12 protein-coding genes and 1 pseudogene are annotated in these 13,707 nt (G+C 61.5%); 9 read left to right on the top strand and 4 right to left on the bottom strand.

What is annotated here, in order from left to right:
* Positions 1-26: 26 nt before the first annotated feature.
* Positions 27-1,028 carry a Bug family tripartite tricarboxylate transporter substrate binding protein gene (locus tag FQV27_RS15435; RefSeq protein WP_147100233.1) on the bottom strand — a complete coding sequence of 334 codons (1,002 nt, stop codon included), beginning with the start codon at positions 1,026-1,028 and terminating at the stop codon, positions 27-29.
* Positions 1,029-1,146: 118 nt separating this feature from the next.
* Positions 1,147-2,070 (bottom strand): LysR substrate-binding domain-containing protein, encoded by a 924-nt coding sequence (locus FQV27_RS15430; protein WP_147100229.1) that lies wholly within the window; start codon positions 2,068-2,070, stop codon positions 1,147-1,149.
* 90 nt (positions 2,071-2,160) lie between these two features.
* Here FQV27_RS15430 and FQV27_RS15425 point away from each other — a divergent pair, with 90 nt between their 5' ends.
* The 3 genes and pseudogenes from FQV27_RS15425 to FQV27_RS15415 all read left to right on the top strand — a co-directional run.
* Positions 2,161-3,894, top strand: a complete 1,734-nt coding sequence (locus tag FQV27_RS15425) for an FAD-dependent oxidoreductase (protein ID WP_147100227.1) — start codon at positions 2,161-2,163, stop codon at positions 3,892-3,894.
* Positions 3,884-4,690 (top strand): sugar phosphate isomerase/epimerase family protein, encoded by an 807-nt coding sequence (locus tag FQV27_RS15420; RefSeq protein WP_147100224.1) that lies wholly within the window; start codon positions 3,884-3,886, stop codon positions 4,688-4,690. The genes FQV27_RS15425 and FQV27_RS15420 overlap by 11 nt, the downstream gene beginning before the upstream one ends.
* 532 nt (positions 4,691-5,222) lie before the next feature.
* A pseudogene (locus FQV27_RS15415) lies at positions 5,223-5,411 on the top strand (integrase core domain-containing protein); the annotation flags it as partial.
* A 584-nt stretch (positions 5,412-5,995) separates the two neighbouring features.
* Here the strand turns inward: FQV27_RS15415 and FQV27_RS15410 are convergent.
* Positions 5,996-6,499, bottom strand: a complete 504-nt coding sequence (locus FQV27_RS15410; RefSeq protein WP_147100219.1) for a DUF3237 family protein — start codon at positions 6,497-6,499, stop codon at positions 5,996-5,998.
* A gap of 3 nt (positions 6,500-6,502) precedes the next feature.
* A complete protein-coding gene (locus FQV27_RS15405) occupies positions 6,503-7,459 on the bottom strand; it encodes a LysR family transcriptional regulator (RefSeq protein ID WP_147100217.1) in 957 nt (318 codons plus the stop codon).
* Positions 7,460-7,557: 98 nt separating this feature from the next.
* On the opposite strand from FQV27_RS15405, the gene FQV27_RS15400 reads away from it, so the two are divergent.
* The 6 genes from FQV27_RS15400 to FQV27_RS15375 all read left to right on the top strand — a co-directional run bounded on the left by FQV27_RS15400 (position 7,558) and on the right by FQV27_RS15375 (position 13,352).
* Positions 7,558-8,565, top strand: coding sequence for a Bug family tripartite tricarboxylate transporter substrate binding protein (locus FQV27_RS15400; RefSeq protein WP_147100215.1), 1,008 nt, complete (start codon positions 7,558-7,560; stop codon positions 8,563-8,565).
* Positions 8,566-8,651: 86 nt separating this feature from the next.
* The gene (locus FQV27_RS15395; protein WP_147100213.1) at positions 8,652-9,491 is read left to right on the top strand and encodes an MBL fold metallo-hydrolase; all 840 of its coding nucleotides are present in this window, start codon (positions 8,652-8,654) and stop codon (positions 9,489-9,491) included.
* A complete protein-coding gene (locus tag FQV27_RS15390; protein WP_147100211.1) occupies positions 9,488-10,396 on the top strand; it encodes an alpha/beta hydrolase in 909 nt (302 codons plus the stop codon). The genes FQV27_RS15395 and FQV27_RS15390 overlap by 4 nt, the downstream gene beginning before the upstream one ends.
* A gap of 20 nt (positions 10,397-10,416) precedes the next feature.
* Positions 10,417-11,370, top strand: a complete 954-nt coding sequence (locus FQV27_RS15385) for a Bug family tripartite tricarboxylate transporter substrate binding protein (RefSeq protein ID WP_147100209.1) — start codon at positions 10,417-10,419, stop codon at positions 11,368-11,370.
* A gap of 34 nt (positions 11,371-11,404) precedes the next feature.
* A complete protein-coding gene (locus FQV27_RS15380; RefSeq protein WP_186827324.1) occupies positions 11,405-11,851 on the top strand; it encodes a tripartite tricarboxylate transporter TctB family protein in 447 nt (148 codons plus the stop codon).
* Positions 11,852-11,861: 10 nt separating this feature from the next.
* Complete coding sequence (locus FQV27_RS15375) at positions 11,862-13,352, top strand: tripartite tricarboxylate transporter permease (protein ID WP_147100205.1); 1,491 nt, start codon at positions 11,862-11,864, stop codon at positions 13,350-13,352.
* Positions 13,353-13,707 lie beyond the last annotated feature (355 nt).

Genomic DNA, 13,707 nt, shown 5'->3' with positions numbered 1-13,707 from the left:
GGATGCCCCGGCAGGTTTCGGTGGTCTTACTCGGCGGGCCGTTCGATCCCGAATTCCTCGGGCGAGGCTTTGGTCAGGCCCGCATCCTGCAGCAGCCAGGCGGTGCCCTGCTGCCAGTTGTTCAGGAATTCCTCGGCCTCGGCGCCGGAAATGCTCATCATGGTAAAGCCGCGATCATCCATCAGCTTGACGAAATCGGCATTTTCGGCACCTGCGGCATAGGCCTCGGTCAGCTTGGCGACCACGTCGTCAGGCGTTCCCTTGGGCACGAAGACACCGAAGAACGGACCCCAGGGCAGATGTTCCGCATAGCCTTCGTTGAACGAGGTGATGGTTGGCACGTCGGGCAGGCTTTCGCTGGCTTCGGTATCAATCACCGCCAGCGGTTTCATCTTGCCGCCGCGAATGAATTCGACGGCAGCGCCGACAACCGCAGGCATCACGTCAATGGCACCGCCCTGAAGCGCGGTCAGCGCCGGGCCGTCGCCGTCGTAAGGCACGGTGATGACATCCAGCTCACCCTCGACCGACTGGATCATCGAGGTTACGACCGACGGCAGGCCACCCGGCCCGGTCGAGCCGAAGCGGACCTGCCCCGGATTGGCGCGGATATATTCCATCATCCCCGCATAATCATCGAAAGGCGCGTCGGGATTGGCGACCAGCACGGCAGTGCCGCGGGCAAGGATATTGATCGGGGTGAAGTCCGAATAGTCCTTGTCGCCAAGGCCCATCACCTTATAGAGCAGCGGGTTTTCCGCGCCCATCAGCAGGGTATAGCCGTCGGGATTCGATGCCGCGACCTGGTTCAGACCGATCGCACCCGCACCGCCGGTGACGTTCTGCATGACGACCTTGCCGCCCAGAACTTCTTCAGCATGGGGTGTGACAGACCGCATCACGGTATCGGTCGAACCACCGGCACCCCATTGAATAATGCCCTGAATTTCTTTTTCAGGATATTCGGCAACGGCTGCGCTCGCGCAGATCAGAAGCGCGCCAAGCGCGCCGCTCAGTATCTTCTTCATGGGTCTCCTCCCCGATTTGATGTCCACCGGCTGAGAACAGCGGCGGCGAATGGGTCAGAGTGTCGGCCGGAAATGTCGTAACGTCAAATATAGATAACGTCGCTTCTTTAACATGATGTTATTTCAGAAGTAAGGACGGCCCTGTCTCGACCGCGCGCGCCAGTTCACGCCGGAACTGCTGAATCGTGTATTCCGCAAACCCCGACAGGACCCGCCCCTTCTTGCGCGCAACAAAGGTTCTGATACGCGCGTCTTCGGCCAGGGGACGCCGGACGAGGCCGGGCATATAGACTTCGGCCACGGAAAATTCGTCGATCAGTGCCACCCCAAGACCATGCCGCACGAGGCTGACAACCGTCTGCGCAAATCGCCCGCGCATCGCGTGACGAACCGGAAGCCCCGCCTGCACGAAAGGATCGGCCAGCATCGCGCCATAGGGGTCGTCGGGATCGACCCCGATCACATCTTCCTCGGCCAGATCGCGCACCGAGATCACCGGCTTCTGCGCAAGGCCGTGCCCCTCGGGCAGGATCACGACAAGCCGCCCCTCGGCAATCTGTTCGTTCTCGATCGCCTCGTTCTGCACCGCAGAGCTCATGACGACAAATTCGCCACGCTCCAGCAACAAATAGTCAACGGTTTCCTCGATCTTGAGGATGTTGAGGTCGATGAACAGGTCCGCATAGCGGGTGCGAACGCGACGCAGCGCTCGCGCCGCAACGAATTGCGCGACCGAAGGCGCGGCCGCGAAGGCAAGCCGCACGTCCTCGCCCTTTTGCAGCGCGTCCATGGCGGTCTGAAGGTTCTCCACGCCGCGATAAACCTCGCGGATCTGTTCGAAGACGCGCGCGGCCTCGACCGAGGGGACGAACAGGCCTGCCTTCCGCTCGAACAGCCTGATGCCAAGCGATTCTTCGGTATGCTTCACAAGACGGCTGATGCCGGGGGCCGAGACATGCAGCATCTCGGCCGCACCGCTGATCGTGCCTGTCATCATCACCGCGCGAATGACCTCGACTTGCCTCAGGGTGATTTCCGGCATCTGCGCGCTCCTCATCGCGTTAACCTGATGTTACGCGATCATACACAGAAGCATTTGACGTTATAGCACCTGTGTCGGGATCATGTGCGCATGACGACGGATCAACAGCCAGCGACCGAAGCCGATAGCGGCGAATGGGCAGACACCTGCGACCTTCTGGTCGCGGGTTCCGGCGCTGCTGGGCTTGCGGCGGCCGTCACCGCCGCGCATCGCGGTCTGTCGGTCATTCTGTGTGACAAGGCGACGACGCTTGGCGGCACGACCTCGTGGTCCGGCGGCTGGATCTGGGCGCCCGGCAATCCGGTCGCCCGGCGCCACGGCATCAACGTCGAAGACGGCGGGCCGCGACGCTATCTGCAAAGCGTCCTTGGCAACAGTTTCAACCCCGAACTTGCAGATGCCTTCCTGCGCGCCGCGCCCGAGATGGTGGGCTTCTTCGACAGCGAAACTGCTTTGCAATTCGATGCCGGGCTGAAAATCCCCGATACCTATTCGGATCTTCCGGGGGCCGGGACGGGCGGGCGCTCGGTCATTGCCAGGCCCTATGACGGGCGCGCGCTTGGTCCGCATATCGCGCTGCTTCGTAACCCGATGCCCGAGACGACATTCCGTGGCCTGACCATTCAGGCCGGTCCCGATCTTCGTGCCTTCATGACCGCAACCCGGTCGCCGCGTGCGGCGCTTCATGTTGCCAGAAGGCTTGGCCGCCATGTCTGGGATCTGGCGCGGCACGGACGCGCCATGCAGCTTCGCAATGGCAGCGCGCTGATTGCGCGCCTTCTCAGATCCGCGCTGGATTGCGGGGTCGATTTGCGCCCCCGCCACAGCCTCGAATCCCTGATTTCCAGCGCAGGTCGGGTGGTCGGCGCGGTCGTGACCGCGGATGGAAAAAGCCAGCGCATTCGCGCACGACACGGGGTCGTGCTGGCCTGTGGCGGCTATCCGCATGACCTGACGCGGCGCGACGCAACTTTCCCCCGACCCGGCAACCACCATACGCTTGCCGTGCCAGAAGCCACCGGCGACGGCCTTCGGCTGGGCGAGGCGGTGGGTGGGACGCAGGCGCTTGACCTTGCCTCGCCCGCGGCACTGTGCCCGGTTTCGCGCGTGACATGGCCGGACGGAAAGGCCGGTGTGTTCCCGCACATCATCGACCGCGGCAAGCCGGGGGTGATCGGCGTTCTGGCCAGCGGCCACCGCTTCTGCAACGAAGGGCTGGGCTATTACGACTATGTCCGCGCCATGCTGCAGGCAGTGCCGCCACAGGACGAGGTCGCCTCGTGGCTGATCTGCGATCATCGCTTCCTGCGCCGATACGGGCTTGGCATCGTGCGCCCAGCACCCCTTCCGATCCGGCCCTGGCTGCGCTCTGGCTACCTGAAAACGGGCCGCGATCTCCCGGCCCTTGCCCGCAAATGCGGCATCGCGCCAGACCAGCTTGAAAAGACAGTCGCCCGTTACAATGACGGCGCGAGGCGGGGGGAGGACCCCGATTTCGGGCGCGGAACAACGGCCTATATGCGCCTTCAGGGCGACCCGGACCAGCGACCGAACCCATGCCTCGCGCCCATCCGGACCGCGCCATTTTACGCGGTCAAGGTTGTGCCGGGCAGCTTTGGAACCTTTGCGGGCCTTCGCACTGATGGGCGCGCGCGCGTGCTGGACAGTGACGGCAAGGCGATTGCGGGGCTTTATGCCGCAGGTGCCGACATGGCCAGCGTGATGGGCGGTTTCTACCCGGCAGGTGGCATCAATATCGGCCCGGCCCTTACCTTCGGGTTCATCGCCGGGCGCGACGCAGCGGAGCGCCGCGATGAAACGTAAACTGGGCGTGGCCCATCTGACCGCGATCAACCTTGCGCCGCCTGACTTTATCGAAGCTGCCGCAGCCGCAGGTTTCGATCACGTCGGTCTGCGCCTGCTGCGCGTGACGCAGACGAGCCCCGGCTATCCGCTGATGAAGAATGCCGCGATGATGGCCGAGACAAAACGCGCTCTGGCCGAGACAGGGATGCGCGTCGGCGATATCGAGTTCGTCAAGATCGAACCCGCCACCGATCCCGCCCGCCTTTGCGCATTTCTTGATGCGGGCGCTGAACTGGGCGCGCGCCACGTGATCTGCGCGCCCTACGATCCCGATCTTTCGCGACTGGCAGACAATCTCGGCGCGATGGATGCACTTGCCGCCGGCCGCGGGCTGAGCATCGTGCTGGAATTCTTTCCCTGGACCGTCGTCCGCGACCTTGCCGCCGCATTTCGCGTGGTTCAGGCGGCGGGCGAGCGCGTTGGCATCCTTGCCGACAGCCTGCATTTCGACCGCTCGGGGTCATCGCTGGAAATGCTGCATGACATCCCGCCCGCACGCCTTCCCTTCGCGCATCTGGCCGACGCCCCGGTCAGATCAGCCTATACCGAAACCGAGTTGCTTCACACCGCCCGCGACGAACGCCTTCCACCGGGCGAGGGTGAGATCGCACTGACAGCGTTTATTGACAGCCTTCCACCCGACATCCCGCTGAGCGCCGAAGTTCCCATGACGGCTCTCTCTGCCTCCGAAGGCGATGCCCCGGTCCTTGGCCGCGTCGCTCGGGCATGCCGGAAACTGCTGGCGAAAGCCTAGCGACAAACAGGCGAGCCGTCGGCAACGTGCTCAGGAAGCAGACCGGCAAGTGGTGCGGATGCATCCTGATCCATTTCGCCGCAGCGAAGCAGCCGCGATCCTTTGGCGCAGGCAATCCTGCGAAAGGGCGAATTGCTGATCTATGGTCAGAAATACCTCGGCAATGCCAGGAAATGTCACGGTCCGCAGAGGAGCCGGCTTAACGTGGCTTGCAATCGCTCCAAGTGTAATGGCCGGCGCTATCGCCTAGGAACCTGTTCGTTTCAGCAATTGAAGAATCGGGTATGGAGATAACCGAACGTTGGTAGCGTCGCAGCAGAAACGGTCCAGCGAAGCCGTCATGCGCCAATGACCGATAATCGGATTCGGTTATCTCGCCACATATCCACGATCGGCTACCATCGCCCGGAGTGAACTGGCCGCGAACGGCCAACTCTTTTCCGGATCGAAAGTAACCCTCAGGAGTGCTGACGGCAGATCACTTCTTACCGAAGTTCGCACCCAGACGCATCTGGATATAATCATGCGCGGTCAGGCCGTCCGGAACTGGATAGCGGCGGTCGGGGCAAAGACGGCCTATATCGAACCCGGCTCACCCTGGGAGAACGGCTACTGCGAAAGCTTCAACGCCCGGTTCCGCGACGAGTGGCTGGATCGCGAGGTATTCTACAGTCTCCGCGAGGCGCAGATCTTGATCGAAGGATGGAGGAAACACAACAATGCAAATTGACACAGAAATCATCACTCGCTGGCAGTGACAACCGACACCTCTGGGCGGCGAAATTCGACAGTGCCGAGCATAGCTAGTGACATCATCCCCTCGAACAGTGCGGCGGGATCGTGATGAGGAAAGGTGAAGCAAAGGCGGGCAGCGCGGAGACCGCAACTATCGCAGCGCTGCCCGCCCCTGCTGGGCATATGTTTAAAAATTTGTGGCACCGTGCTCGAGCGCTTTGCGGATAGCAGAACCATGCAGAATTTTGCCCAGCCTAAATCTGACGATGCCGTCAGTCTGCGGAGTGTTCACTTCGCACCTCCGGCCCTCTCCGGACATTCGCCGGGCTGGGCCTCGCTGCGGTGCAGCTTCCCTAAACCGGCCATCGGCGGCATTGTGCAGCTTGACCTGGCAGGCCAAGGTCAGCAATGCGGGACAAAGCGGACATCTGCGACGACCGCCCGAATGGCCGCAGCCTGCACTTCGCGACATTTGACCTCTGTCAGTAAGAGGCGAGGCGGTCGTTCGCGGCAAACGCGAAATGGCCTCAAGACGCAAGCAGGAGCTGACAATGGCCTCGTCGGATCGCGCTACGAGCCACTCCCCCGAAGGTGGAACTCACGATCATCGACTTCCCAGCATCGCACAATTACCGCATTTCGGGTCGGACGCGCCGACTGCAGTGTTCCAAGGAAAAGGCGGCTGTTCAGGTATCCCCAAGGTACTGACGGTGCCGATAGCGACACGCGAGACAGCGCATAACGCTGGCCTGCCCGCGATTCATCAATCAGGACGCGGTTCCGTACCGTCAGTTCGTCGCCGTCTTCGGTTCGCAGCTCGTAGAGCGCGTCCAATTCCTTTATCCCATCGGGGCGGACAAGCTGGCGATCAGCGCCACCCGGCAGGACCATGCCCTTGAGCGTCTCGAACCCCGGCCCTCCTCTGAAGACGCCCCCGGTTATCGGGACAATGAATCTCTGTCCAAGCGGCCCCCACCCGAGGTCGCGCTTGTCTGAAACATCGACGAGCAATTCGAGAGCGAGGCGAAAGTGAAGACCAGGGTGGGGCGTATTCTCGAAAAGATCGTTGCTCATCGTTCATATCTCCTTGGCCTGTGGGAAATTGCCTGACTCGGTCAATCTTTTGGCCAGCGTCCGGGTTGCTTGACCGGCATTCTCTGGCCGCCAGTAATAGCCCAACGGCTCAAGTGGCAGCGTCATGGGACTGTCCAAACGGACCATTTCGCCCGAGGCAAGCCATGGCTCGACCGCGCTTTCGGGCAGAAGCGAGACGGTGCGGCTGGAACCCAGCATGACCCGGACCAGAAGGGGGATGCGGCTGATGACCTGAACCGAGCGGATCGACTGCCATCCCGCTTTGCGCGCCAGGTCGTCGAAATGGTGCCGGGCCAGGCTGGAGACATGGTTGAGCAGCCAGTGTTGATCCGCGAGTTGATCCATATCTGCCCTCCCGGCAGCTGCCATCGGATGCGATGCGCCACAGATAACGGCGAGAACGTCATCGCGGCAGACTTGCCACACCCATTCGTCCGGAACCACCGTCTGCTTGCGGCAACAAACGAGATCGAAGACATCGCCACTGAAAGATGCATCCAGCGTCTGTCCGATTACGTCTTCGATCTGCAACTGGATGTCTGGATGGTCCTCGACGAAGGCCGGCAAAATGGGCGGCAGCATCGAACCCTGCGCGGCGACAGTTGCAGCGATGCGGACCAGTCCGCCATCACGCCGATTGTGCGAGGCGATAACCTCGGCCCCATGCTCTGAGGCAGATATGATCCGGCGTGCGACGGGCAACAATGCCTGCGCGGCAACCGTCGGCGCGACACCGCGGGCATGGCGCAGGAACAGCACCGTATCCAATAGTTGCTCCAACTCGTTAACCAGTTGGGTCATGCCGGGTTGGGTCATGCCCATCGCTTCGGCCGCACGGCTCATGCTGCGCTTGTCGTCCAGAACGATAAGGGCCTGCATATGGCGGATGCGCCCTCGTGTCGTCAGCCGTTTCAAAAGGGTCAGCGCGTCGGTTGCCAAGGTAAAAGCTCTGCTTATGTGAACCGGGCATTTCTTATTTGTTCATTATGCCACACCGAGCCTAACCTGCAATCAATGAAGTTCTGGGAGGAAATTTCATGGCTCTTGTAAACTGCTCTGCATTCACCCGCCGCCGCATGATCGGTGCGTTCCTTGTGTCAGCGGCGATGCTGGTGGCGCCAGTTGTTGCCACACCGGCGCAGGCCGCCGAGGATTGGCCGAATGGCCCCGTCCAGTTTTACGTTCCGGCCAGCCCGGGCGGCGGGACCGACGCTGTGGCGCGGATCCTGGCTGACGCTTTGCAGAAAGCGCAGGGCGCGCCTTTCGTCGTCGTCAACGCGCCGGGTGGCGGTGGTGCGGTCGCGGCCGAACAGGTTCGAAATGCCGATCCAAATGGCCAGGCCCTGCTGTTCTTCCATACGGGGCTTATGACGTCCTATCACACCGGCGCCTATCCCAACGATCCTCTGCAGGAATTCACGCCCGTGGCAGTCATGTCGGTAGGCGGCACCTACGCGCTCGCCGTGCCTGCGGATGCGCCTTATAGCAGCGTTCAGGACCTCGTCGATGCCGCGAAGGCAGAACCCGAAAAGATCAGCCTCGGCGTTCAGCTTCGCGGCTCTACCCATTTCATGGGTGGGCTGCTGGAAAAGGACAGTGGCGCAAAGTTCCGCTTTGTCGAGGCCGGCAGCGATTCTGACAAGCTGGTTCAGCTTCAGGGCAAGCAGATCGACGCGGCCCTCGTCAACGCCTCGGGCACCAAGCAATATGTCGATACCGGCGCGCTGAAGGTGCTGGGCACAATCGGCGGGAATGCCGAACGGGATCCGATTATGCCCGATGTTGCATCTGTGGCCGAACAGGGCTTCTCGAGCGCGATCTTCGGCTTTGACTTCCTGGTTCTTGGCCCGAAGGGTATGGACCCGGCACTTGTCACCGCCATCCATGACGCGGTTACGGCGGCCGCGGGTGAGGCCCCGGTGACCGAGCAGCTGAACACGATGGGAATGCCGGTCATGCCCCTGGCCGAGGCCGATATGTCCAAGCAGCTTACGGATACCGATACGCGCATCAGCGAAACTGCGGTGATGCTCGGACTGAAATAGGCCCAATCGTTCCGCATTTTGACGACTTCCGGCACCGGTCGCGGTTCCGGCCTGCCCCTTGCATCCATTCAGAAGGTGATCTCGCCATGCAACGCGAACTGCCCCCGCTGCCAACCGATCCGTATGAATGCCTGTGCCAAGGCTGCGAGCGTCCTTGGGAAGTAGCGACCGAACCTTTCCAGGTTGCCCGAGACACGTATTACGTCGGCAACAACTGGGTCGGCGCCTATCTGCTGGCGTCGGATGACGGGCTTGCGCTGATCGACACGACCATGCAGCCGCAGGTCTATCTGGTGCTGGAAAACATCCGCAAGCTGGGCTTCGATCCGCTGGATGTGAAAAAGATCCTGATCTCTCACATGCATTACGACCATATCGGCGGGGTGCGGGTGCTGATCGAACATACCGGCGCGCAAGTTCTGATGAGCCGCGAGGACTGGCAATTCATGAACGATCGGCCCGATCAGATCTTCACCGAAGGCTACCCCTTCGGCAGCTTCACACCAGATGCTTTCTATGACGATGACAAGCCGGTCGAGATCGGGCAGCGCCGTATTCGCACTGTGCTGTCGCCCGGACACACGCCCGGCACGACCTCGTTCTTCTTTGAAACCGAGGGCGAGAATGGCGAGATGCTGCTATGCGGGATGCATGGCGGTGTGGGGCTGAACACACTGTCTGATGAGGCGCTGGCAAGCTCTGGCCAGCCGGTGTCGATCCGGGATGATTTCCTGAACTCGCTGCTGAAGATGCGAAAATTCCCGGTCGATATTGCCTTGGGATCGCATCCGAAACAGGTCGAGATGATGGGCAAGGTCGATCAGATCAGCCCCGGTCACAATCCGTTCCACGATCCCGCCATGTGGACGCAATTGATCGATGGCCGGATCGCACAGGTTCGCAAATTGATGGAGGCCGCGGCATGAAGGACGAATTTGACTGGAATGCAGATGAACGCGCGGCGGCGGCCGTCCGGCTGCGCACCGGATCGCTGGTGGAAACACGACTGACCCCCGAGATGGAGGCTGACCTTGATCTGGTCGAGGTCGAGGAACTGGCTGTTCCAACCCGTGTCGGTGATGCGCGCGTCCTGAAGGTAACGCCGAAAGGAGCGGCGGGCGGGTTGCGACCGATGGTCATCAATATACACGGTGGCGGCTTCGTGCGCGGCTATCAGCGCCGCGACACGGTGTTCTGCGCGCATTTAGCCAGTCAATTGGGCGCCGTGGTGCTGGATGTCGACTATCGCCTCGCGCCGGAATTTCCGTTTCCAACCGCGCTGCACGAATGTCACGACATCACGGTCTGGGCGTTTCGACAGGCGGGCGCGCTTGGCGTCGATCCCGCGCGGATCGTGCTGGGCGGGCACAGCGCGGGCGGGAATTTAACCGCCGCCGTTTGCCTGATGGCAAGCCGTTCGGGGCAATTCGCGCTGCGCGGTCAGTTCATGGACTATCCGTTTCTGGACGGCGTCACACCAGCAGAGGAAAAGCTGGAGCCGCATAGCATTTTCCCGGCGGAACGGTTGCGTGCGTTCAATGCGCTTTACGCCTCGGACCCGGCGAACCTGACCGATCCACTGCTATCGCCGGTTCTGGCCGATGCATCCGAACTGGCCGGCCAGCCGCCCGCCTTCATTCTGACGGCAGGTCTGGACCCGCTGCGGTTCGAGGCGCAGCGCTATGCCGGGCAGTTGGTCCTGGCGGGCGTCGATGTGACCGTCCGGCAGTTCCACGATTGCGACCACGGATTCCTGATCGCGGGACAGGCCCGCCATCTGGAGGCGCGGCGCGTGCTTGTTGATTGGCTTCGCGACCGCGTTGCCGCCTGAAACTCCGGGGAGGAGAAATCATGAACATCCGTAAATGCAGCATGGCAGCACTTGCAGTTTGCATATTGCCTTTGTCGGCCATGGCGCAGGACTGGCCGAATGGCACCATCGAACTGGTGATCCCGTCACGTCCCGGCGGCGGCACCGATATCATGGGCCGCATCGTCGCCGATTATCTGCAGCAGAAGCTGGACACGCCCGTCGCCGTCATCAACCAGCCGGGCGGCAGCGGCACCGTCGCGTTCGAGCAGGTTCGCAATGCTGATCCCGACGGTCAGACGCTGCTGTTCTATCACTCGGGCCTCATGGTGAACGCGCATACGGGCAAATATGATCATCAGGTTGGCGAGTTCACCAATGTTGCCGTTGCACAAAGCTATCCGCCGCAGGTTTTTGCGGTTGGTGCCAATGCACCTTGGCAGACCCTGCGCGACTTCGTCGAGGATGCCCGCGCCAATCCCGGCCAACGCACGGTCGGCGTGTCTCTTGGTGGGACCACCCATTTCATTGCTGGCGCACTTATGGAGGCCGAGGGAATCGACCTGCGACTGGTCGAGGCCTCGGCCGAAGTCGACAAGGTTGCCGGCGTTCAGGGTGGTCACATCGACATCGGCAATCTCGGCGCGGGTTCGGCCCAGCAGTTTGAAGAATCCGGTCAGATGCGCGTTCTTTGCATGATCGACCCTCAGCCCGATCCCGACTATCCCGAATACGAAACCTGCCAGAGCCAGGGCGTCGACATCACCTGGCTGGCTCCACTGGTGATCTGGGGGCCGGCAGGCATCCCCGAGCCGACAGTGCAGGCCATCAACGAGGCCGTGGCCGGCATGGCGGACGATCCGACCGTTCAGGAACGTCTGGCCGCTGCCGACAGCGCCTTTACCGCCTATGATGTCGCGGCCACTCAGGCCTTCGTGGCCGAGGAGGACGCGAAGATCGCCAAACTGGCCGAAGCGCTCGGCCTTTCGCAATAGGCAGAGCGCATTTTCGCAGAAGGGAGGAGACAGGATGAATACCGACAAGCCATTGGGCGCCGCCTTGCTGGTGCTCGGTGCGGGCGGGGTGATCAGCGCCGCGCAGATCAGCGTACGCACATTCAACAACGATCCCGGCCCGAAGCTGTTTCCGATGATGGCTTGCGCCATTCTGATTATCTGCGGGCTTGGTCTTTTGCTGCGGAAAAGCAACCGGGTGACACCAGCCATTCCCGCCACAGAATGGCGGCGTGGCCTGACAATGGCCGGCTTGCTGGTCGGCTATGCGCTCGGCCTGTGGCTGGTGGGGTTCCATGCGGCGACTTTCATCGGCGGTTTCGCGCTTTACTGGGCTATTGCGGGGCCCGAGAAACGCAGCCTGATGCGCGGCGCGATTTATGCCCTGCTGCTGACGCTAGGCGTGCACCTTGTCTTCAAGACGATGCTGGGGACGTTCCTGCCCCAGGGCTTCCTGTTCTGAGGGTCGTGAGATGCTGGATACATTCCTGACACTTCTGCAACCGCTTACTTTCCTGATCATTCTGGTGTCGACGACGATCGGGATCATCCTTGGTGCTATCCCGGGCCTGTCTGGCGGCCTTGGGGTGGCGTTGCTTCTGCCCGTGACATTCGGCATGCCATCGGAAGTCGGGCTGGCCATGCTGGTCTCGATCTGGATCGGCGGCGTATCTGGTGGGCTGATCGGTTCGATCCTGCTGGGGATACCGGGATCGCCCTCATCCATTGCCACCTGTTTTGACGGCTATCCGATGACGCGCAACGGACAGGCGGTAAAGGCACTTGGCGCGGGGATTACCGCCTCGTTCCTCGGCACCGTTCTGTCGATCACTGTTGCCATGTTCCTCAGCCCCATGCTTGCCAAGCTCGCCCTGAAGCTGGGACCATGGGAGTATTTCTCGCTTGGCTTCTGCGCAATCTCGCTGGTTGCGGCGCTGTCGAAGGGCAGCGTGTTCCTGGGCATGGCCTCGGCCGCACTTGGCCTGCTGCTCAGCACCGTCGGCTTCGCGCCGATCGACGGTTACGCACGCTTTACCTTCGGCAGTATCTATCTTGGCAGCGGTCTGGATCTTGTTGCGCTGATGCTGGGCCTGTTCGCGCTGAAGCAGGTCGTCGCGGACTATGCGCGGGGACAACAGCAGGTGCCCGAGGTCGACATGACGGATATCCGGGGCTTTGGCGTCAGCCTGCGCGAATATCGGGACAATGCCTGGAACATCATCCGGTCGTTCTTCATTGGTCTTTGGATTGGCTTCCTGCCCGGCATGGGATCCGGCCTGTCGAATATGGTCGCCTATGCGCAGGCGAAATCCGCCTCTCGCACGCCCGAGAAATTCGGCGAAGGGATCATTGATGGGGTATTTGCCTCGGAAACGTCGAACAATGCCTCTGTCGGCGGCTCGTTGATCCCTATGGTGGCGCTTGGTATTCCGGGGGACGGCACAACGGCGATCCTGCTGGGTGGGTTGATGATCCACGGTATCCAGGCCGGACCGCTTCTGTTTACCAACAATCCCGGTATCGTCTATGCCCTGTTCCTGACTGCACTGATTTCGGCAGTGCTGGTGCTGCTGCTGCAATATTTCGGGATGCGGCTGTTCCCGGCGATTCTGAAGATCCCCTATCACTATCTTTATCCGGCAGTTGTCGTTCTGGGCTTCGTCGGCGTCTTCGTCGGTTCCAGCACGGCCTTCAACTATCTGCTTTTGCTCGGCTTTGCGGCGCTTGGCCTGATCATGGACCACTGCCGGCTTCCGGTCGGCCCCTTTATCCTGGCCTTCATCCTCGGCCCGATGCTGGAGTTGAACCTGAGGAGAGGCATCACCTATGCCGATAACGGGCTGGAACTGTTCCTGATCCGGCCTGTTTCGGGGGTGTTGCTTGCCTTGGCCCTGCTCAGTATCTTGTGGCCCTACCTGTCGCCATTTCTCCGCCGCTCAAGAGCAAAGGATATTGCGAACTGATACGTTGGTTGGTTTAATTTGTGAGTCGACGCCGTCCGATCATCGGGCGGCGTTGCGGTTTTACGATCAACAATCACAGCTTCAGGAGCGCTATGCTTCCGTTCGAGCCTTACGCATCATTCGGTAGATTGGGCTCTGACCGGACATGCGGCGCTGTGGCACCATTGCGCCGCGCAGCTCGTGGTTGTCAGGCAAGGTCGGCCCAAAGCGGACACACAGACGTTCATTTTTCGACGGCAGCAAAGCACCTCAATCGCGGTCCTTCAGCTAGACTTTGTCATCATCAGGAAGCGGACGTTTCGGCTCGTACTTGGCGACCCTAACGGCGTGGCATCACTATTCGGGTTCAGGCTTC

This window comes from Paracoccus aurantiacus, from assembly GCF_007993065.1.
Lineage (GTDB): Bacteria > Pseudomonadota > Alphaproteobacteria > Rhodobacterales > Rhodobacteraceae > Paracoccus > Paracoccus aurantiacus.
This window is presented reverse-complemented; position numbering and strand designations above follow the sequence as displayed.